Origin of the sequence: Microbacterium sp. NPDC079356, from assembly GCF_049545465.1 — a bacterium.
GTDB classification, from domain to species: domain Bacteria; phylum Actinomycetota; class Actinomycetes; order Actinomycetales; family Microbacteriaceae; genus Microbacterium; species Microbacterium gawkjiense.
On the sequence record NZ_JBMWDN010000001.1, the window covers coordinates 884,580 to 904,347 of the forward strand.

Annotated in this window: 20 protein-coding genes; 2 read left to right on the forward strand and 18 right to left on the reverse strand. The window is 70.4% G+C overall.

The features are described 5' to 3' along the window. Nucleotide 1: 1 nt before the first annotated feature. The 17 genes from ACPEH0_RS04480 to ACPEH0_RS04560 all read right to left on the reverse strand — a co-directional run bounded on the left by ACPEH0_RS04480 (nucleotide 2) and on the right by ACPEH0_RS04560 (nucleotide 16,853). The gene (locus ACPEH0_RS04480; protein WP_217531286.1) at nucleotides 2–607 is read right to left on the reverse strand and encodes a DivIVA domain-containing protein; all 606 of its coding nucleotides are present in this window, start codon (nucleotides 605–607) and stop codon (nucleotides 2–4) included. A 114-nt stretch (nucleotides 608–721) separates the two neighbouring features. Continuing rightward, a complete protein-coding gene (locus ACPEH0_RS04485; RefSeq protein WP_366212917.1) occupies nucleotides 722–1,024 on the reverse strand; it encodes a YggT family protein in 303 nt (100 codons plus the stop codon). 4 nt (nucleotides 1,025–1,028) lie between these two features. Then, entirely contained in the window at nucleotides 1,029–1,484 is a 456-nt protein-coding gene (locus tag ACPEH0_RS04490; RefSeq protein WP_064002335.1) for a cell division protein SepF, read from the reverse strand. A 32-nt stretch (nucleotides 1,485–1,516) separates the two neighbouring features. Next, nucleotides 1,517–2,203, reverse strand: coding sequence for a YggS family pyridoxal phosphate-dependent enzyme (locus ACPEH0_RS04495; RefSeq protein ID WP_311283532.1), 687 nt, complete (start codon nucleotides 2,201–2,203; stop codon nucleotides 1,517–1,519). Between the two features lie 7 nt (nucleotides 2,204–2,210). Next, nucleotides 2,211–3,371 carry a cell division protein FtsZ gene (ftsZ, locus tag ACPEH0_RS04500; protein ID WP_064002337.1) on the reverse strand — a complete coding sequence of 387 codons (1,161 nt, stop codon included), beginning with the start codon at nucleotides 3,369–3,371 and terminating at the stop codon, nucleotides 2,211–2,213. A 157-nt stretch (nucleotides 3,372–3,528) separates the two neighbouring features. Further along, a complete protein-coding gene (locus tag ACPEH0_RS04505; protein ID WP_366212916.1) occupies nucleotides 3,529–4,434 on the reverse strand; it encodes a cell division protein FtsQ/DivIB in 906 nt (301 codons plus the stop codon). 107 nt (nucleotides 4,435–4,541) lie between these two features. Continuing rightward, nucleotides 4,542–5,936 carry a UDP-N-acetylmuramate--L-alanine ligase gene (gene murC / locus ACPEH0_RS04510; protein WP_217531282.1) on the reverse strand — a complete coding sequence of 465 codons (1,395 nt, stop codon included), beginning with the start codon at nucleotides 5,934–5,936 and terminating at the stop codon, nucleotides 4,542–4,544. A 62-nt stretch (nucleotides 5,937–5,998) separates the two neighbouring features. Further along, nucleotides 5,999–7,072, reverse strand: coding sequence for a UDP-N-acetylglucosamine--N-acetylmuramyl-(pentapeptide) pyrophosphoryl-undecaprenol N-acetylglucosamine transferase (locus ACPEH0_RS04515; RefSeq protein ID WP_366212915.1), 1,074 nt, complete (start codon nucleotides 7,070–7,072; stop codon nucleotides 5,999–6,001). A gap of 10 nt (nucleotides 7,073–7,082) precedes the next feature. After that, nucleotides 7,083–8,297 carry a putative lipid II flippase FtsW gene (gene ftsW / locus ACPEH0_RS04520; protein WP_217531280.1) on the reverse strand — a complete coding sequence of 405 codons (1,215 nt, stop codon included), beginning with the start codon at nucleotides 8,295–8,297 and terminating at the stop codon, nucleotides 7,083–7,085. Continuing rightward, nucleotides 8,254–9,795, reverse strand: coding sequence for a UDP-N-acetylmuramoyl-L-alanine--D-glutamate ligase (murD, locus tag ACPEH0_RS04525; RefSeq protein WP_366212914.1), 1,542 nt, complete (start codon nucleotides 9,793–9,795; stop codon nucleotides 8,254–8,256). The genes ftsW and murD overlap by 44 nt, the downstream gene beginning before the upstream one ends. Then, nucleotides 9,792–10,901: a phospho-N-acetylmuramoyl-pentapeptide-transferase gene (mraY, locus tag ACPEH0_RS04530; protein WP_064002343.1), complete on the reverse strand. Its 1,110-nt coding sequence runs from the start codon at nucleotides 10,899–10,901 to the stop codon at nucleotides 9,792–9,794. The genes murD and mraY overlap by 4 nt, the downstream gene beginning before the upstream one ends. Further along, nucleotides 10,898–12,310 carry a UDP-N-acetylmuramoyl-tripeptide--D-alanyl-D-alanine ligase gene (locus tag ACPEH0_RS04535; protein WP_366212913.1) on the reverse strand — a complete coding sequence of 471 codons (1,413 nt, stop codon included), beginning with the start codon at nucleotides 12,308–12,310 and terminating at the stop codon, nucleotides 10,898–10,900. Before ACPEH0_RS04535 ends, mraY begins: the two co-directional genes overlap by 4 nt. 28 nt (nucleotides 12,311–12,338) lie before the next feature. Next, entirely contained in the window at nucleotides 12,339–14,150 is a 1,812-nt protein-coding gene (locus ACPEH0_RS04540) for a peptidoglycan D,D-transpeptidase FtsI family protein (RefSeq protein WP_366212912.1), read from the reverse strand. Between the two features lie 4 nt (nucleotides 14,151–14,154). Beyond that, a complete protein-coding gene (locus ACPEH0_RS04545) occupies nucleotides 14,155–14,763 on the reverse strand; it encodes a hypothetical protein (protein ID WP_253034503.1) in 609 nt (202 codons plus the stop codon). After that, entirely contained in the window at nucleotides 14,760–15,761 is a 1,002-nt protein-coding gene (rsmH, locus tag ACPEH0_RS04550) for a 16S rRNA (cytosine(1402)-N(4))-methyltransferase RsmH (protein WP_423719410.1), read from the reverse strand. Before rsmH ends, ACPEH0_RS04545 begins: the two co-directional genes overlap by 4 nt. A 62-nt stretch (nucleotides 15,762–15,823) precedes the next feature. Next, entirely contained in the window at nucleotides 15,824–16,255 is a 432-nt protein-coding gene (gene mraZ / locus ACPEH0_RS04555) for a division/cell wall cluster transcriptional repressor MraZ (protein WP_366212910.1), read from the reverse strand. Between the two features lie 220 nt (nucleotides 16,256–16,475). After that, on the reverse strand, nucleotides 16,476–16,853 hold the full coding sequence (locus tag ACPEH0_RS04560) for a DUF3040 domain-containing protein (protein WP_217531274.1): 378 nt from the start codon (nucleotides 16,851–16,853) through the stop codon (nucleotides 16,476–16,478). Nucleotides 16,854–16,913: 60 nt separating this feature from the next. Between ACPEH0_RS04560 and ACPEH0_RS04565 the strand changes: the two genes are divergently transcribed. After that, the gene (locus tag ACPEH0_RS04565; RefSeq protein WP_366212909.1) at nucleotides 16,914–18,011 is read left to right on the forward strand and encodes a polyprenyl synthetase family protein; all 1,098 of its coding nucleotides are present in this window, start codon (nucleotides 16,914–16,916) and stop codon (nucleotides 18,009–18,011) included. A 35-nt stretch (nucleotides 18,012–18,046) separates the two neighbouring features. Here ACPEH0_RS04565 and ACPEH0_RS04570 read toward each other — a convergent pair whose 3' ends face one another. After that, nucleotides 18,047–18,373 carry an Rv2175c family DNA-binding protein gene (locus ACPEH0_RS04570; RefSeq protein WP_366213397.1) on the reverse strand — a complete coding sequence of 109 codons (327 nt, stop codon included), beginning with the start codon at nucleotides 18,371–18,373 and terminating at the stop codon, nucleotides 18,047–18,049. Nucleotides 18,374–18,527: 154 nt separating this feature from the next. On the opposite strand from ACPEH0_RS04570, the gene ACPEH0_RS04575 reads away from it, so the two are divergent. Next, nucleotides 18,528–19,727, forward strand: coding sequence for a LysM peptidoglycan-binding domain-containing protein (locus ACPEH0_RS04575; protein ID WP_366212908.1), 1,200 nt, complete (start codon nucleotides 18,528–18,530; stop codon nucleotides 19,725–19,727). Nucleotides 19,728–19,768 lie beyond the last annotated feature (41 nt).

Consider the following 19,768-nt stretch of genomic DNA (forward strand, 5'->3'; position numbering starts at 1 on the left):
GTCAGGACGCGGGGATGGGCGTCGAGCCCGAGGTGCCGGCGACGTCGAGATCGCGCAGCTTCTCCTCGATGAAGCCGCGCAGCTGGACGCGGTAGTCGCGCTCGAACTGACGCAGCTCGCTGATGCGACCCTCGAGGGTGCCGCGCTCGCTCTCGAGGCGGGTGAGCTCGTCCTTGGCCTTGGTGCGGGCCTCGTTGAGGATGGCGTCGGCCTCGGCCTGCGCCTCGGAGATGAGCTTCTCCTTCTGCGCCTTGCCCTCGGCGACGTGCTCGTCGTGCAGGCGCTGCGCCAACTCGATGATGCCGGCGGACGCGGCCGCAGGAGCGGTCGCTCCGGCCGCGGGGGTCTCGGCGACGGGCTCGGCCGGAGCCGGGGCCTCCTCGACGACCTCTTCCTCGGCGGCGGGGGCGGCGGCCTCCGGAGCGGGGGTCTCGCCGGACTCGTACGCGGCGAGCTTCGCCTTCAGCTCCTCGTTCTCGGCGATCGTTTTGCGCCACTCGACGACGATCTCGTCGAGGAAGTCATCGACCTCGTCCGGGTCGAAACCCTCCTTGAAACGAACATGCTGGAACTGCTTGGTGACGACGTCTTCGGGAGTCAAAGGCATGTGTCTTTCCTCTTTCGGGGCTCAGGAAGCGGGCCGGTCAACGAAGACCCGCGAGGCGCGAGCCGTACCCCGACAGCATAGTCCGCGGCTGTCGTGGGTGCGACGACGACGACCTCACACGCGGCTCAGCACCTGCGTGACGGACAGAAGCACGAAGCAGCACAGCATCGTGATCGGGAAGGCGAGATCGAGCGCGATGGGACCGATGCGCAGCGGCGGGATGAGGCGGCGGAAGAACTTCAGCGGCGGGTCGGTCACGGTGAACACGACCTCGGCGAAGACGAGCCAGCCGCCGCGCGGACGCCACTCCCGGTTGAGCATCGGGATGTACTCCAACACCAGACGTGCCAGGAGGAACAGCACGTAGATGAGCAGGAGCGCGTTGAGGATCCCGGCGATGAGGCCGATGACCGTCACGACGTCAGTGCGTGAAGGGAGCGGAGTCGGCGTCGCCCTGGGCGATCGCCCCCTCGCCGGAGACCGCGACGTTCTCGGGCGAGAGCAGGAAGACCTTGCTCGTCACGCGCTCGATACGGCCGTACAGACCCAGCGAGAGTCCGCTCGCGAAGTCGATGAGGCGGCGGGCGTCGGCATCGCTCATCTGCGAGAGATTGATGATGATGGGGATGCCGTCGCGGAAGTTCTCGGCGATCATCTGCGCGTCGCGGTACTGCTTCGGGTGCACCGTGACGATCTCGCTCACGGTGGCCGGAGCGGGCTGACGCACGACGGCCGGACGGTGGATGGGCGTCACCGGGGCGGTCTTGTTCTCGACCTGCTTCTCCCGGCTCTCGCGGCGGGGAGCCGGCTCCTCGTAGACCTCTTCCTCGTCGGCGAGGCCCAGGTACACCATGGTCTTCTTGAGCGGGTTCGACATCGCATCCTCCGTATTGCTCGTCTGTGATGAGGCTAACCGTGCAGGGGCCTCGGGCCTGTGATTGCCGAACCGATGCGCAGGTGTGTCGCACCCGCGGCGATCGCCTCGGCGAAGTCGCCGGTCATTCCGGCGGAGATCCAGTCGGCATCCGGCACCACACGGCGCAGCCGTGCGGCGTGATCCGCGAGCCGGGCGAAGGCCGCGGCGGGGTCCTCGTCGAGCGGAGCGACGGCCATCACGCCCCGCAACCGCAGCGAGGCGCAGGATGCGGCGACGTGCTCGGCGAGCTCCTCGACACCCGACGGCTGGACTCCCCCGCGACCGGGGTCGTCGGTGAGGTTGACCTGGATGAGGACGTCGAGCACGCTCTCGTCGCCTTCGGCGCGGGCGCCGTGGAGCGCGTCGGCGAGCCGCGCGCGGTCGAGGGAGTGCACCGCGTCGGCATCCCGACGCACCGCTTTCGCCTTGTTCGTCTGCGCCTGGCCGATGAAGTGCCAGCGCAGCGCCGGGCCGTCGTAGTCGGCGCGTTTGGCGCTGAGTTCCTGCTGCCGGTTCTCGCCGACGTCGGTGACGCCGAGGGCAGCGAGACCCTGCACGAGCTCGACGGGGTGGAACTTCGTGACGACGATCCGCGTGATCGTCGCGGGATCGCGGCCCGCCGACCGAGCGGCATCCGAGATGCGCGCGTCGATGTCGGCGAGCCGCGAACGAAGATCCACGACGGCGTTACTTCAGGAAGTCGGGGATGTCGAGGTCGTCATCGCCGAAGGCCGAGTCGTAGTCGCTCGACGACGACGCGGGCGCCGACACCGACACCGACTCGCGTCCGCTGTTCTCCGCCGCGGCGAGGTCGCGCGCGACCGTGTCGGCGGGCAGCGGCGGCAGCACGGGAGCGGATGCCGGGCGGCTGGCCGTGATCGGCTCGACCTTCACCTGGGGCTCGCCGCCGTCGAAGCCGGCCGCGATGACCGTGACCCGGACCTCGTCGCCCAGGGTGTCGTCGATGACGGTACCGAAGATGATGTTGGCCTCGGGGTGCGCGGCCTCCTTGACGAGCTGCGCGGCGTCGTTGATCTCGAAGATGCCGAGGTTCGAACCACCCTGGATCGACAGCAGCACGCCGTGCGCGCCCTCGATCGACGCCTCGAGCAGCGGCGACTCGACGGCCAGTTCGGCGGCCTTGATCGCACGGTCGGCACCGCGGGCCGAGCCGATGCCCATGAGCGCGGAGCCCGCGCCCTGCATGACCGACTTGACGTCGGCGAAGTCGAGGTTGATGAGACCGGGCGTCGTGATGAGGTCGGTGATGCCCTGCACACCGGCGAGCAGCACCTGGTCGGCCGTGGCGAAGGCCTCGATCATCGAGATGCCGCGGTCGCTGATCTCGAGCAGGCGGTCGTTCGGCACCACGATGAGAGTGTCGACCTCTTCCTTGAGCTTCGAGACGCCCGCCTCGGCCTGCGTCTGGCGACGACGGCCCTCGAAGGAGAAGGGCTTGGTCACGACACCGATGGTGAGGGCGCCGATCGACTTCGCGATCCGCGCGACGACCGGGGCGCCACCGGTACCCGTACCGCCGCCCTCGCCGGCCGTGACGAAGACCATGTCGGCGCCCGCGAGGGCCTCCTCGATCTCCTCGGCGTGGTCCTCGGCGGCACGACGGCCGACCTCGGGGTCGGCGCCCGCGCCGAGACCGCGCGTGAGCTCGCGGCCCACGTCGAGCTTGATGTCGGCGTCGCTCATCAGCAGCGCCTGGGCGTCCGTGTTGACGGCGATGAACTCGACGCCGCGAAGGCCGAGCTCGATCATGCGGTTGACGGCGTTGACACCGCCACCACCCACGCCAACGACCTTGATCACAGCAAGGTAGTTCTGGTTCTGGCTCACGCCGGCCTCCGTATCGTCCTGAACCTCGAGTGCAAACCTTCAACCTCAACCAGAGGTTTAAAGAATTGCCGAGTATGCAATTCCCGATTCCGAACGTAGGCGGCGCAGCGCCGCTCAGCCGCAGCGTCGTGGGCGTGTCGCGCGATCTGATTCCGCGTCAGCGGATGACGACCGCGTCCGGCGACGAGATGTCGTACTCGTCGACCTCGGACGGCGGCTTCGCGGTCATCGCGGCCTGCAGGACGCGAGCCTTCTCGACGGGGTCGTCGGAGCTCCCCCACACGACCTCCGCCCCCTCGATCGTAAGGGTGACATCGTCGGGCGTCGTCGCCGCCATCGCCGTCACCTGCGTGCGCAGGTCGGCCGGGAGCGAGCGGTAGACGGCCCCCACGGCGCGGAACGCGCGCGACCCGGCCCCGCCGGTCGCCTCGATCACCGGGTACCCCTCGGGCGCGTTCTCGCTGGTGGAGAGGACGACGCCGGCCGCGTCGACGAGCGAGAATGCGCCGCGCGTCGACACCACCCCCACGGGGGTGCGTTCGATGATCCGCACGACGAGCTCCTGCGGCGGACGCGCTTCGATCGAGTAGCTCTCGACGAGCGGGAACCCGACCAGCGCAGCCTTGACCGCGCTGGAGTCGACGAGCGCGAGCGGGGTTCCCTTCTCCCCCGCGAGCGCCTGCTCGACGGCACCGCGATCGAGCCGATCGGTGCCCAGGACGGTGATCTTCGATACGGCGAACAACGGGCTGTAGGCGGTCGCCACGGCCCCGAGCCCGACGAGCACGACGGCGGCGAGCGACGCCAGCCACGCGTAGCGACGCCGCCGCTGACGGACGGTGAACCGTCGCACCTCGCGGCGGAGGGCACGCCGGCGGGCGCGGGCCGCCGCCCAGACGTCGCGCAGACCGAGCGGGCGGTCGCCCTCGGCATCCGGAGTCCGTTCGTCGCGCCCGACGTCGTCGACCTCGGCCACCGGCTGAGCGAACGGGAGGAGGCGGCCCGGCCGCGAGGGCTCGATGACCTCGGTGACCTGCCCCTCCGCCGGTTCAGGATCGTGCACGGGCTGTTCCGCCCGAGGCTGCGGGACGGGCTCCGACTGCGGAGCCGCCGTCGGGGCGGATCGACGTGCCGGCGGCGTCGTCGGCAGGGGGGACGGCCGCCGCACGGTCAGTCCTGCCCGAGGGCGTCGAGGACCTGCGGGATGATGCGGTACACGTCACCGCAGCCGAGGGTGATGACGTAGTCGCCGGGACGGGCGATGGATGCCGTGTACTCGGCCGCCTGCTGCCAGTCCGCCACGAAGCGCACCCGGTCCTGGTCGGCGAAGGCACCGCTGACGAGGGCGCCGGTCACCCCGGGGACGGGATCCTCGCGGGCGCCGTAGACGTCGAGGACGACCGTGTGGTCGGCGCGGGATTCGAGGACCTCCGCGAACTCGCGGTACATGGCCTGCGTGCGGGAGTAGGTGTGGGGCTGGTGGACAGCGATGATGCGTCCCTCCCCGACGACGGTGCGCGCCGCTGCGAGGGCGGCGTCGACCTCGGTCGGGTGGTGGGCGTAGTCGTCGTAGACCGACACGCCCGCGCGGACGCCGTGCAGCTCGAACCGGCGGATCGTGCCGCCGAACTGCTCGACCGCGCGCAGCGCCGGCTCGAGCTCGAATCCGAGGGTGAGGAGGACGGCGACCGCGCCGGCCGCGTTGACCGCGTTGTGCGCTCCGGGGACGCTCAGGGCGCCCGACGCCGAGCGTCCGTCGTGGTGGAGAGTGAAGGAGACCGGGCCCTCGGTGACGATGTCGCTCACGCGGACGTCCGCCTCGGCGGCCGTGCCGAAGGTGACCACGGTGCGGTGGGACAGCGAGGCGGCGACCTCGCGGGCACCGGGGTCGTCGGAGGAGATGACGACGGCCTGGGATGCGGCATCCGCGAATCGGACGAAACCCTCGTAGAAGGCCTCGCGCGACCCCCAGTGGTCGAGGTGGTCGGGATCGACGTTCGTGATGAGGGCGACCGCGGTGTCGTAGAGGAGGAACGAGCCGTCGGACTCGTCGGCCTCGATGACGAACAGGTCGTCGGACCCGGTGCCGCTCGAGACGCCGAGGGAGGCGATGACGCCGCCGTTGACGAACGTCGGATCGGCGCCGATCGCGCGGAGGCCCGTGACGATCATCCCGGTCGAGGTGGTCTTGCCGTGCGCGCCGGCGACGCTCACCAGTCGACGACCGCCGACCAGCCAGTGCAGCGCCTGCGAGCGGTGCAGCACGGGCACGCCCCGCTCCTGAGCACGCAGGTACTCCGGGTTTTCGGGCCAGATGGCGCCCGTGAACACGACCGCATCCACGTCGTCGGGGAGATTCGCCGCGTCGTGGCCGACGTGGACCTCCGCGCCGCGCGCCGCGAGCGCCTGCATGGCCGCGCTGTCGGAGCGGTCGGAACCCGACACGCGGATGCCGCGATCGAGGAACATGCCGGCGAGCCCCGACATCCCGGAACCGCCGATCCCGATGAAGTGGGCGGCGGTGATGTCCGCGGGGATGGGGAGCGTGAGATCGGGGCGAATCATGGCCCGACAAGTCTAGGTCGGGGTGGGCGGCGGGGACGCCGCGGCGCGCTGTGCCGGGCTGCTCAGCGGGTCAGGGCGCGGTCGATCAGTCCGACGACGTTCTCACTCCCCGAACGGGTGCCGACCTGCGCCGCGGCGGCGCGCATGTGCTCGAGCGACGCCGCATCGGACAGGAGCGGCACGACGGTCGAACGGATGCGGTCCCCGGTCAGCTCGGCATCGGGGATCAGCACCGCCGCCCCCGCCGCGACCGCGGACGCGGCGTTGAGGGCCTGCTCGCCGTTGCCGACCGCGTAGGGGACGTAGACGGCCGGGATCCCGAGCGCGCTGAGCTCGCTCACGGTCGCCGCCCCCGACCGCGAGACGACGGCGTCGGCGAGGGCGAACGCGAGGTCCATGCGATCGATGTAGGGCACGATCCGGTAGGACGGGTCGTCGGGGTCGGCGATGTCGTTGCGCTCCCCCGCGGCGTGCAGGATCTGCCACCCCGCCGCGACGACGTCCTGCCACGCATCGGCGAAGGCGCGATTCAGCCGCACCGCCCCGAGCGATCCGCCGAAGACGAGGAGGACGGGCCGGTCGGCATCCATCCCGAAGGCCGCAGCCGCCTCCTCGCGCAGCGCGGCGCGGTCGAGGTTCACGATCTCGGGGCGCAGCGGCATCCCGACGACCTCGGCACCGCGCAGCGGCGTTCCCTCGAAGGCGACACCGGATGCCGCGGCCCCCCGCGCGCCGAGCACGTTGGCGAGCCCCGGCTTGGCGTTCGCCTCGTGGACGACCACGGGGACGCGGGTGCGGCGGGCGGCGACGTAGGCGGGCGCCGAGGCGTACCCGCCGAAGCCGACGACGACGTCGACGGCGCGATCGCGGATGTGGTGCCGGACCTGGCGCACGGCGCGGGCGAACCGTGCCGGAAAGCGGAGCGCCGCGGCATCCGGTCGACGCGGGAAGGGGACCTTGTCGACGAACAGCAGCTCGTATCCCCGCTGCGGCACCAGTCGGGCTTCGAGGCCCTCACGGGTGCCGAGGACGAGGACGGTCGCGCCCGGGTCACGAGCCATCAGGGTGTCGGCGACGGCGAGCAGCGGATTGACGTGGCCCGCGGTGCCACCGCCGGCCAGGAGGTACGTGGTCACCGGATCGAGCCTACCGGCGGGTCGGAGCGGTGACCGGCGCCGAGGTGGGCAGCGTCCGCGCGAAGGCGAGGAGCACCCCGCACGCCATCAGCACCGAGACGAGCGACGTACCACCCTGCGACATGAACGGCAGCGGCACACCCAGCACCGGGAACACCCGGAGCACGACGCCGATGTTGATGAGCGCCTGCCCGACGATCCAGACGGTGATGCCGCCGGCGGCGATGCGGATGAACGGATCGTGGGTCTTGCGGATGACGTGGAAGGCGCCGACCGCGAACAACGTGAACAGCGCGAGCACGACGATGCACCCGATGAGGCCGAGTTCCTCGCCCACGATCGCGAAGATGTAGTCGTGGGATGCCGCGGGCAGCCACGCGTACTTCTCGCGGGAGTTGCCGAGCCCGAGGCCGAAGACACCGCCGCTCGCCAGACCCCAGATCCCGTGGAGAGGCTGGTAACAGCCGTCGTAGTAGTCGTCGATGCAGTTCGGGTCGAGGAAGCTCGTGATGCGCGCCATGCGGTTCGCACTCGTGAGCGCCAGGACAGCGACGACGACGGCGGCGGCGACGACCGGGATGATGAACACCCGGAGCTTCACTCCGGAGAAGAACAACGCCCCCAGCAGGATCAGCACGAGGATCATCGCCGTACCGAGGTCCTTACCTGCCAGCACTGAGCCGATGACCATGATCGAGACCGGGACGACCGGGATGAAGACGTGACGCCACAGGCCGAGGAGGGTGTGCTTGCGATAGAGGACGTACCCGAGCCAGAGCGCGAAGGCCAGCTTCAGGAACTCCGACGGCTGCGCCTGGACACCCGCGATCGAGATCCAGTTGCGGTTCCCGTCGAAGTCGTAACCGAGCCCGGTGAACACGAGCAGCTGGAACGCCTGAGCGAGGCCCAGCGCGATCCACGAGATCCGCTTCCAGAACAGCACCGGCAAGCGACTGAACACGAACATCAGCGGCACGCCGAGGATCGCGAACATGGCCTGCCGCATGACGGTCTGGAAGGGCCCGCCCTCGCCGGACGTGGCCATCGTCGCCGACAGCACCATGACGAGTCCGAAGATCGTGAGGATCAGCGCCGTCGAGGCGATGAGCAGGAACTCGCTCGGGACCGGCGCGAAGACCTTGCCGAGGGCGACGCGCGCCGTGAAGGCGGAGGAGCCGCGGTCAGCCGGATCCGACGGGGCCGGACGGTCGGTCGTGGTCGTCACCGGCGTCCTTTCCCATCCGTGCGTTCACCGCGTCGGCGAAGCGCCGGCCGCGATCCGAGTACGAGGCGAACTGGTCGAACGATGCCGCAGCCGGAGCGAGGAGGACCACGTCTCCGTCCTGCGCGACGTCCGACGCCAACGCGACGACCTCGGTCATGACGTCCTCAGTCTGAGCGTGATCGACCTCGAACAGCGGCACCGCCGGCGCGTGTCGCGCGAATGCCGCGACGATCGTGGACCGTTCGACGCCGATGACGATCGCGGCCTTCACCCCGGGACCGCGCGCGGCGACGAGGTCGTCGATGTCGACGCCCTTCAGCAGCCCGCCGAGGACCCAGACCGCGCCGGGGTACGCCTGGAGGGAGGATGCCGCGGCGTGCGGATTCGTCGCCTTGGAGTCGTCGATCCAGGTGACACCGTCGGCGACGCCCACGACCTCGATCCGGTGCGGGTCGAGGCGGAAGCCACGGAGAGCGTCGCGGATCGCCGCGGGCGGGACGTCGAGGGACCGGGCGAGCGCGGCGGCAGCGAGGATGTTCGCAACGACGTGCGGAGCGGCGAGCCCGGCGTCGGCGAGCTCCGCCACGGTCGTGAGCTCGAGCGCGTTGGTGCGCCGCTCCTCGAGGAACGCACGGTCGACGAGGATGCCGTCCACGACGCCGAGATCACTCGGCCCCGGGACGCCGAGATCGAAGCCGATGGCGCGGCATCCTTCGATCACCTCCGCGTCCTCGACCATCTCGCGGGTCGCAACGTCGCTCTTGTTGTAAACGCAGGCGACCCGGGTGAGCTGGTAGACGACGGCTTTCGCGTCGCGGTACGCGTCGAAGGAACCGTGCCATTCGAGATGGTCGGCGGCGAGGTTCAGGCAGACGCTGGCGTACGGCGAGACGCGGTCATCGCCGTCCTGCAGACCGAGGTACCAGAGCTGGTGGCTCGAGACCTCGATGACGAGCACGTCGAACCCGGCCGGGTCGCGCACCGCGTCGAGCACCGGGACGCCGATGTTGCCGCACGGCGCTGCCCGCAGGCCGCCGGCGACCAGCATCGTGGCCGTCAGTTGCGTCGTGGTGGTCTTGCCGTTCGTCCCCGTGATGAGCACCCAGTCCGCGGGCGACCCGTCGGCGCGCAGCACCTTGTCGCGGACGCGCCAGGCGAGCTCGATGTCGCCCCAGACAGCGACACCCGCCTCACGGGCCCACGTGACGACGGGGTGGTGCGGCGGGAATCCGGGCGAGGCCACGACGACGTCGGGACGGTGCGCCGTGAGCTCCTCGGGGACGGTGTCGAGCGGGCCCTCCCACATCCGCGCCCCGATGACGGGAACCAGTCGGGCGTACTCCTCGGCGGCGTCCTCGGTCACGACCAGGACGTCGGCGCCGAGCTCGGCGAGCGTGTCGGCGACGGAGAATCCCGTCATCGACAGCCCGAGGACGACGACCCGGAGCCCCGACCAGTCGGCGTGCCAGCTCGTCAGTCGGCTGAGGTCGGCGGTCATACGGCGGCCAGCCAGCCGACGTAGAAGAGAGCGACACCGAAGATCGCGAAGATGCCGGCGATGACCCACATCCGGACGACGATCGTGATCTCGGGCCACCCGCGCATCTCGAGATGGTGGTGGAACGGGCTCATGAGGAAGAGGCGTTTGCCACCGGTCGCCTTGAAGTAGTACCGCTGCAAGATCACCGAGGCCGGGGCGATGATGAAGACGCCCGCGAGGATGACCGAGAGGATCTCGGTGCGGCTGAGGACGGCCATCGCGACGATCACGCCGCCGATCGCCATCGAGCCCGTGTCACCCATGAACAGCTTCGCCTTGGGCGCGTTCCACCAGAGAAAGCCGACAAGGGCTCCGACGAAGGATGCGGCGACGATCGTCAGGCCCATCGGGTCGCGGGTGTCGTAGCAGGCGGCGGTGTACTCGGTGGCGAGCGCGGCGGAGTGGCAGCGCTGCTGCAACTGCCAGAACGTGACGAGGCTGTACGCCGAGACGGTGAAGATCCCCGCACCGGTCGCCAGACCGTCGAGGCCGTCGGTGAGGTTCGACGCGTTGGACCAGGCCACCGACATGAACGAGATCCACAGGAGGTAGAGGATCCATCCGGCGACCGCCCCGAGCGCCATGAAGGAGAGCGTCGGGATGTCGCGGAAGAAGGAGATGTAGGCGGAGCCCGGGGTCTCGCCGTACTGGTTCGGGAAGTTCAGTGCCATCACGCCGAACGGGACGGCGACGGCCACCTGTCCGACGATCTTGCGCCAACCCGAGAGCCCGAGGCTGCGCTGCGACCGGACCTTCATGTAATCGTCGATGAAGCCGATGATGCCGAGACCCACCATCATCCAGAGGACGAGCAGGCCGGACACGGTGGGTTCCGTGCCCCCCGTGTAGCTGCCGACGAAGAAGCCCACCATCGTCCCCACGATGAAGACGATGCCGCCCATCGTGGGCGTCCCGCGCTTGGTGTGGTGGCTCGGGTTGTTGATGTCCTCCGGCGTGCGGATGACCTGGCCCCACCCGATCTTCCGGAAGACCCGGATGAACAAGGGCGTGAGGAACAGGGTGAATGCCAGCGAGATCGTCGCAGCGGCCAGCAGGGATCTCACGAGAACGATTCTCCCAGACGATCGCCCAGGAACCTGAGCCCCGCCGCGTTCGAGGACTTCACGAGAACCCGGTCGCCGTCGCGGAGCTCGGTCATCAGGTAGTCGTAGGCCTCATCGGCGGTCTCGAAGAACACGGCCTCACCGTCCCAGGAGCCTTCGCTGATGGCGGCGAGGTACAGGCGCCGGGCGGCGGAACCGACCACGACGATGCGCTCGTAGCGGAGGCGGACGGCCTGGAGTCCGATGCGGTCGTGCTCCTCCCCCGCCTGCTCACCGAGTTCGGTCATTGCCCCGAGGACGGCGACCTTGCGCTGCCCGGGTGCGGTGATCTGCGCGACGGTACGGAGGGCTGCGGCCATGGAGTCCGGGCTGGCGTTGTAGGCGTCGTTGATGACACGCACGCGCTCGCTCCCGAGCGGCTGCATCCGCCAGCGCTCGGCGATCTCGACCGTGCCGATCCGTTCGATGGCATCGGCGGGGTCCACCCCCAGCAGTTGGGCGACGGTGATGGCGGCCAGCGCGTTCATGACGTGGTGCTCACCCAGCACCCGCAGGTGCAGCGGCAGGCGCCGACCGTCGACGAGGATCGTCGCGGTCGTGCCGGATGCCGTGACGTCGACGTCCTCGGCGCGCACGTCGGCCGACGGGCCCCGCCCGAACCAGCGGACGGCGACGGCGCGCTCCTCGGCGACGGCGGCCATCGCCGCGACGCGGGCGTCGTCGGCGTTGAGGACGGCCGTGCCGCCGGGACGGAGCGCCTGGACGAGTTCGGTCTTCGCCTTCTGCGTCGCCTCGACACCGCCGAACCCGCCGGCGTGGGCGAGGCCCACCATCAGGACGGCACCGATGTCGGGCGTGATGAGCCCGGCCAGTTCGGCGATGCGGCCGGGACGGGACGCCCCGAGTTCGCTCACCAGGAAGCGGGTGTCCTCCGTGACGCGGAGCATCGTCACCGGCGCGCCGACCTCGTTGTTGAACGACGCCCGGGGGGCGACGGTGGGGCCTTCGTCCTGCAGGATGCGGGCGAGGAGGTTCTTCGTCGTCGTCTTGCCGTTCGAGCCGGTGATCCCCACCACCTGCAGGCCTCCGTGCGCGCGGACGCGGGCGACCACCTCACGGGCGAGGGCGCCGAGGGCGGCGACGGCGTCGGGCACCACGATCTGCGAGACCGGCGCGTCGACGGGGCGCTGCACGATCGCGAGGGACGCCCCGGCCGTGACGGCAGCGTCGACGAACAGGTGGCCGTCGGTCGCGTCGCCGGGCTTGGCGACGAAGACGGACCCGGGCCCCATCTCGCGGGAATCGGTGTCGACCGTGCCCGAGACGACCGTCTCCGGGGTGTCGGTGCCATGGAGCTGAAGGGTGCCGCCGACGGCGTGCGTCACCTCGGCGAGCGTCATCCGGATCATGCTGGGGTGTCTCCTCGTGCGCTCGGGTTCAGCCTGTGACGGGCAGGAGGGGGGTCTCCGAACCCGACGGCATGACGCGGTAGTGCGTGAGCACCTGCGCCATCGCCTTCTTGAACACCGAGCGGTTGGCCGACGACATGCGCTGCTTCTTGGGCTCGTCGAAGACCGTCAGGACAACATACTTCGGATCCTCGGCGGGAGCGAAGCCGACGAGGGACGTGAAGTACAGGTTCGGCTTGTAGCCGCCCTTGCCGTCGGAGATCTGCGCCGTGCCGGTCTTGCCGCCCATCCGGTAGCCGGGGAGGGCGATGTCGTCGGCGAGCGTCCCCTGCGCGAAGACGTTCTCGAGCATGAGCGAGACCTCGTCGGCGGTCTCCTTCTTGATGACCTGCTCGGGGGCCGCGAGCTTCGGCTCGACGACGGTGCCGTCGGGCGTCGTGCAGGACTCGACGAGGGATGCCGGCATCCGCAGACCGTGGTTGGCGAAGGTCTGGTACGCGCTGGCGACCTGGACGGCGGTGACGGTGAAGGCCTGCCCGAAGGTGGTCGCGTACTTCGTCTGGTTGTCCCACGAGTCCGGGGGGGCGATCGTCGTCTTCGGCTCACCCGACCAGTCCAGACCGGTCGGCTGGCCGGCGCCGAACTTGGTCAGGTACTCGTACCGCGTCTGCGGGTCGACCATGCCGCCGAACTGCGACATCGCGACGTTCGACGAGGTGACCAGACCGCCGTTGAGCGTCAGGTTCTCCGTCGCGTGGTTCTCGGAGTCGTTGACGACCGCGCCGTTGTCGAACACCATCCGGTCGGGCACCGTGACTGTCGACTCCGGCGTCACGCCGGCCTGCTCGATGGCCGTCGCCGCCGTGACCGGCTTGAAGGTGGAACCCGGCTCGAAGGAGAACCGAAGCAGCCGGGATCCGCGGTCCTCGGGCTCGCTGGCGCCGGGATCGTTGGGGTCGACCGTGGGGGTCTCCGCGAGCGCACGGATCTTGCCCGTCGCGACCTCCATCACGATGATCCCGCCCCAGTCCGCCTGGTAGCGCGAGGTCTCCTCGGCGATGAGCTGCTGCATGTACCACTGCAGGTCGGCGTCGATCGTGAGGGCGAGGGTGCCGCCGTTCTTCGCCGGCTGCTCGACCGCCGTTCCGGGGATGACCACCCCGTCGGCGCCCTTCTGATAGCGGATGCTGCCGTCGGTGGGCGCGAGGCAGGAGTTCTGGAGCGACTCGACACCCTCGAGGGGCTTGCCGTCGGAACCGACGAAACCGAGGATGTTGCCCGCGACCGCGCCGTTCGGGTACGAGCGCGAGGCGATCGGTTTGAAGGAGATGAACGGGATCTGCAGATCGGCGAGCTTGCGGAACTCCGCCGTCGAGACGAACTTCTTCACGTACTCGAACTGGTCGGCCGGGTCCTTCGCGAACGCGTCGTCGGCGATGGCCTGGACCTCGGCGGCATCCTGACCCGTCACCTCGGCGATCTGCGCGGCGATCTCGGGCCACGTCACCAGCACCGTCTTGTCGTTCTCGTCCTTGACGAGCGAGCCGTTCTCGTCCCGCAGGGACATCCCCTTCTCGGCGAGCTTCGGGTTCACGACGACGTGATAGCGCAGCAGGCTCGTCGCGAGCGGAGTGCCGTTCGTGTCGACGATCGTTCCCCGCGCACCCTCGAGTTTCGAGGTGACCCGCATCCCCTTGCTGAAGGCGTCGCCGACGTGCTGGCTCGCATTGACGATCTGGATGTCGACCAGGCGGACGACGAAGGAGACCAGGACCACCAGGACGACGGCGAGGGCGACGACGGTGCGACGGCGCGGGCCTCGGGTTGCTCGTGTCGTCATCTTCTCAGTGTGTGCTGGGGGTCGGCAGTCCGTCGGTGATCGAGGGGGGTGTCGGCGTATTGGCCAGCAGGTCCTCGTCGATGGACACACCCGAGTCCAGGCTCGCCTCGGGGTCCGTCACGAGCGGGACACCCGCGACGAGGGCGTTGGAGACCGCCGCCCGCGACAGCGCCTCGATCGAGGAGGCATCCGACGCGCCCTTCTGCGGTCCGAGGGTCGCGCCGTCGCTCAGGCGCAGGTAGTTGGGCTCGCCGCCGGCGACGAGGCCGAGGGCGGCGGCGTTGGCGGCGAGGAACTGCGGCGAGCTGAGCCCCGCGATCTCCTCCTCGAGGATCTGCTTCTGGTAGTTCGCGTCCCGCTGCTGCGCCGTGAGGTCCTTGACCTCGTAGGCGCCCTGCGTCGTGACGATCGACAGCCCCATCTGCACACCGGCGATGGCGAGGGCGCCGGCGACCGCGACGAGGCCGAACACGAGCCGCGGACGGCGTCGCGGCTGCGGCGCGATGCCGACGCCGGGGCGACCCAGCGGACGGAGGACCGGTGCCGCCGAACCGAGGACGACCTCATCGCGTGCGCTGTCGATCGCAGTGGTGGCCAGGGCCGGAACGGTCATGACGCCTCCCTCACTCGCTCTGCCGCACGCAGACGCACCGGTGTGGCGCGCGGGTTGCGGGACTTCTCTTCGTCTGATGCCACTTCGGCGCCCTTGGTGAGGAGGCGGAAGCGGGGGGCGTGCTCGGGTGGTTCGATCGGGAGGCCCGCCGGCGCCGTGGACCGCGTCGCCTCGGCGAACACCCGCTTGACGAGGCGGTCCTCGAGGGACTGGTACGACATGACGACGATGCGACCGCCGAGGGGCAGGATGCCGAGGGCCTCGGGCAGGGCGCGCTCGAGCACCGCGAGCTCGCCGTTGACCTCGATGCGCAGCGCCTGGAACACACGCTTCGCGGGGTGACCGCTGCGCTCGCGCTGCACGGCCACGGGCGTCGCGGCGATGAGGATCTCGACGAGGCGCGCGGAGCGGTCGATGGGCGCCTCCTGGCGCGCGGCGATGATGGCACGGGCGTACCGGCCGGCGAGCTTCTCCTCGCCGTACCGCTCGAAGATCCGGCGGAGGTCGCCCTCACCGTAGGTGGCGACGATGTCGGCCGCCGTGGTCGCGGCGGTCTGGTCCATCCGCATGTCGAGCGGGGCATCCTTCGCGTAGGCGAACCCGCGGTCCGCCTCGTCGAGCTGGAGGGAGGACACCCCCAGGTCGAACAGGATGCCGTCGACCGTCGTCGCTCCGGCGCTGCGCACCGCGTCGGCGATGTCGTCGTACACGGTGTGGACGAGGGTCACGCGGTCCCCGAACCGGGCGAGCCGCTCCCCCGCGATCCGAAGGGCGTCGGTGTCGCGGTCGAGGCCGATCAGCCGCACCTGGGGGAAGCGCTCGAGGAGCGCTTCGGAGTGGCCGCCCATGCCCTCGGTGGCGTCGACGACGACGGCGCCGTCGCGCTGGAGCGCGGGTGCGAGCAGCTCGACGCAGCGGTCGAGGAGGACGGGGGTGTGGATGTCGTCGTAGGCCATGGTGCGTTCGGTTCTGCAGAGGCCCTCGGCCCCGATCCCCATCCGCTCCGACCTGGCGCCGGGGAAGTGCGTCAGGGCGAGCGGCTGGGAGTCGCGGTCGAGGATCAGAAGAGTCCCGGGATCACCTCCTGCTCCATGTCCGAGTACGTGTCTTCGTTGCTGCCCGCGTAGGCGTTCCAGGCATCGGCGTTCCAGATCTCGGCGTGCGCGCCGACACCCGTCACGACCAGTTCGCGCTCCAGAGCCGCGTAGGTCCGCAGGTGCGGCGGGATCGTGATCCGGTTCTGCGAATCGGGCTTCTCCGCACTCGCGCCGGAGAGGAACATGCGCTGGAAGTCGCGCGCCTGCTTGTTGGTCAAGGGGGCTTCGCGGATGCGCTCGTACACCCGCTCGAACTCCGCCGAGCTGAAGACGTAAAGGCAGCGCTCCTGGCCGCGGGTGATCACGACGCCGGGGCCGAGGTCGTCGCGGAACTTCGCCGGCAGGATGACCCGACCTTTGTCGTCCAGCTTCGGGGTGTGGGTGCCCAACAACATCGCTCGGTCACCCCCTTCGTCCGGCCCGCTCCAGGATGACGCCACTTTACTCCACTTTCCTCCACTCCGCGACAGATTCCCGCCCCGATGCGCTCTCGTCTGCGCTCATCGCGGTCGGCCACGCCGGGCGGGCCCCGCCCGCGCTCCCTGCGAGGGCACAAAAAAAGCACCGACCCGGAGGTCGGTGCTTCAGAAGTGGAGGGGTGTGGAGGAACTCAGATCATCGATCGTCGTTGCGTCGATCCCACCGGTCGTTCATGCGGTCCATGAAGGAGGCGGATGCCGGCGCCTTCGCGGCGCGCGGCTTGCGCGACCCCGTCGCGGCCCGAGCGGCAGCGGCACCCTTGGCAGGGGTGAAGGCGAGGACGACACCGCCCACCATCACGACAAAGGCGATGACGCCGATGACAACGAGGGACGTGGCCACGCCGACGACGAGCCCGGCGATGCCGAGGAGGACGATGACGGACCCGTAGACGATGTTGCGATAGCTGAGGGGGGCCGCGCCCCGGTCCGCGCTGACAACATCGGCGTCGTTGCGCATGAGATGGCGTTCCATCTCGTCCAGCAGACGCTGCTCCTGCTCTGACAGTGGCATGCATCCCCCTCGGGTCGGTCCATCAAGTGTACGCGTGCGCGCGATCACTAGGCTAGGCCCGTGTCCTCTTCCCCCGACCCGATCGTGGCCGTTTCCCAGCGAGTCGAGAGGTTCCTGCAGGTGCAGCGCGATGCGGTCGCGGATTTCGGCGAGGAAGCCCGGTCGTTCGTGGATTCCGGCGCCGCCGCCGCCACCGGTGGGAAGGGCTTCCGCGCCCGCTTCTGCCTCGCCGGATGGCGCGCTGTGGCCACGGCCGAGGCGCCCGCCCCCGGCCACGTGCCGGAGGTCGTGACCGCGGCATCCGCGGCACTGGAGGTCTTCCACGCCGCCGCCCTCGTGCACGACGACGTCATCGACCGTTCCGACACCCGCCGAGGGCGCCCCGCCGCCCACCGCGCCTGGGAGGCGGCGCACCGCGCGGGCCGCTGGGCGGGCGACGCGGCGGGCTTCGGCACGTCGGCGGCCATCCTCCTGGGCGACCTCCTGGTGGCGTGGAGCGACGACCTCCTCGAAGAGGGCCTGCTGGCCGCCGAACCGACCGCCGCCGCCCGCGCGCGCGCCGAGTTCGCCCGCATGCGGCGGGAGGTCACCGTGGGTCAGTTCCTCGACATCGCCGAGGAGTCGGTCCACGTCGTCGTGCCCGTCGACACGCACCCCGACCGCGCGCTGCGCGTGGCGTCGCTGAAGTCCGCGCGCTACAGCGTGCAGCATCCGCTCCAGCTCGGTGCGGTTCTCGCGGGCGCGGACGACGACCAGTACGCCGCCCTCGCCGCGTTCGGTCACCCCGTCGGCCTCGCGTTCCAGCTGCGGGACGACGTGCTCGGCGTCTTCGGCGACACGACCGTCACGGGCAAGCCCGTGGGAGACGACCTGCGCGAAGGCAAACGGACGCTCCTCGTCGCCTACACCCGGGCCTCCCTGGCACCGGGGGCCCTCGCCGTCTTCGACGAGCTGATCGGCGACCGGGACCTGACGCCCGAACAGGTGTCGCACCTGCAGCAGACGATCATCGACACCGGTGCGCTCGCGCGCGTCGAGGATCGGATCGCGGGATGGGCGGCCGAGGCCGACCGCGCCCTCCGCGGCGCACGCCTGGGGCACGCAGCCGTCAGCGAACTCCGCGACCTGGCGCGCGCGGCGACCGTCCGCACCGCCTGAGCGACGACCGCCCCGGCGTCAGACCCCGCGAGGGGTCAGGCCAAGGACTGCGCGACGCGACGGACTTCGCTCTTGCGACCCTGTCGGAGGGCCTCGATCGGTGCGACGCCGATCGAGTCCTCGGGCGCCAGCAGCCAGTCGATCGCCTCGTCGTCCGAGAACCCCGCGTCCTGCAGGACGATGATCGTCCCCCGGAGGGCGGAGATCGGCGCTCCGTCCACGAGGAAGACGGAGGGGACCCGGGGCGCCCCGAATCGCCGCGACGCGATCAGCTGGTGCTCGTCGAGCATCCGGCGCACGCGTCCGAGGGGTTCGCCGGTCAGCTCGACCAGCTCGGGAAGACTCAGCCAATCAGTGGACACGGTCGCGTCAGAACTCACCCCTCCACTATCGCATCCGCGCCGGCGCGGCGTTGATCACACCAGTCACATGCGCCTCATCCATTGACACCAGCAACACGGCCGTGACACGGTTCTGCGGGGGGATCGACGAACTGGGACGAACGAAGGAACACCTGTGCGCCGTAACGACCTCCTGTCCACCGCCCTGCGCGACAAGCGCGCCCCTGCCGTCATCGGCTCGATAGCTCTCTCGATGTCGCTCCTGCCGATGGACGCCGCACAGGCCGAGGAGCCCCGGCGGAACACCCCGGAACCCGTCACGGCCAGATCCGCGACCGAGTCCGCCACGGCGGCCACCGTCGTCGGCAGCCCGGCGGCGCGGAAGGCCGTGAAGACCCACGTCGTCGCCCGGGGCGACACGGTCAGCGCCATCGCCGCGGCGAACGGCGTGCGCACCGCCGACGTCCTGGCCTGGAACGGCCTGGGCTGGCGGTCGATCATCCGACCCGGTGACGTCCTCCGTCTCGGACCGAAGAGCTCGGGGCGGGATGCCGGGCGCACACCGGCAGCGGCGGCTCCGGAATCCACCTACACGGTGAAACGGGGCGACACCCTCTGGTCCATCGCCACCCGCCACGGCATGGGCGTCGCCGCCCTCGCTCGGGCCAACGGACTGGGATCGTCGACGATGATCCACCCGGGGCAGAAGCTGACGATCAGGTCGGTGGCCGCCACTCCTGCCGCCGCCTCCCGCCCCAGCGCACCCCGACCCGAAAAGGCGGGCCCCGTGCACGAGGTGTCCGCGGGCGAGACGCTCTGGGCGATCGCGCAGCGCAGCGGTGTCAGCCTCGGGCGCCTGCTCGCCGCCAACGGCCTGGACGAGGGCTCGATCATCTATCCGGGGCAGAAGCTCCGCATCCCGACCGCCGCGGCGCCCTCCCCCGCCTCGAGTGGCGCGGCTTCTGTCGCCCTGGACGCCGAGCAGATCGCCAACGTCAAGACGATCATCGCGGTCGGACGCGAGCGCGGCGTCTCGCGCGACGGCATCGCGATCGCCCTGGCCACGGCGATGGTGGAGTCCTGGATCCGCAACCTCGACGGCGGCGATCGCGACTCGGTCGGCCTCTTCCAGCAGCGCCCGAGCGCGGGCTGGGGCTCGGTGGCCGAGATCCGCGACCCGCGACGGTCCGCGGCTGCGTTCTACGGCGGCTCCGCAGACCCCAACGGCGACCGGACCCGCGGCCTGCTCGACATCGAGGGGTGGGAGGACATGGCCTTCGGCGACGCGGCCCAGGCCGTGCAGATCTCCGCCTACCCCGAACGGTACGGACCCTGGGAGGCGCAGGCGTACCGCTGGCTCGAGACGTACGGGTGATTTCCTCGGCCGACCGGCTCCGGGGGTGAGGCGTTACCCGG

What these genes read in the sequence shown, in the direction of transcription:
- mraZ (WP_366212910.1), bottom strand. Translation starts at nt 16,255, where the DNA reads ATGTTGTTGGGCACCCACACCCCGAAGCTGGACGACAAAGGTCGGGTC.
- ACPEH0_RS04560 (WP_217531274.1), bottom strand. Translation starts at nt 16,853, where the DNA reads ATGCCACTGTCAGAGCAGGAGCAGCGTCTGCTGGACGAGATGGAACGC.
- ACPEH0_RS04480 (WP_217531286.1), bottom strand. Translation starts at nt 607, where the DNA reads ATGCCTTTGACTCCCGAAGACGTCGTCACCAAGCAGTTCCAGCATGTT.
- murD (WP_366212914.1), bottom strand. Translation starts at nt 9,795, where the DNA reads ATGACCGCCGACCTCAGCCGACTGACGAGCTGGCACGCCGACTGGTCG.
- ACPEH0_RS04540 (WP_366212912.1), bottom strand. Translation starts at nt 14,150, where the DNA reads ATGACGACACGAGCAACCCGAGGCCCGCGCCGTCGCACCGTCGTCGCC.
- ACPEH0_RS04490 (WP_064002335.1), bottom strand. Translation starts at nt 1,484, where the DNA reads ATGTCGAACCCGCTCAAGAAGACCATGGTGTACCTGGGCCTCGCCGAC.
- ACPEH0_RS04535 (WP_366212913.1), bottom strand. Translation starts at nt 12,310, where the DNA reads ATGATCCGGATGACGCTCGCCGAGGTGACGCACGCCGTCGGCGGCACC.
- rsmH (WP_423719410.1), bottom strand. Translation starts at nt 15,761, where the DNA reads ATGGGGATCGGGGCCGAGGGCCTCTGCAGAACCGAACGCACCATGGCC.
- murC (WP_217531282.1), bottom strand. Translation starts at nt 5,936, where the DNA reads ATGATTCGCCCCGATCTCACGCTCCCCATCCCCGCGGACATCACCGCC.
- ACPEH0_RS04545 (WP_253034503.1), bottom strand. Translation starts at nt 14,763, where the DNA reads ATGACCGTTCCGGCCCTGGCCACCACTGCGATCGACAGCGCACGCGAT.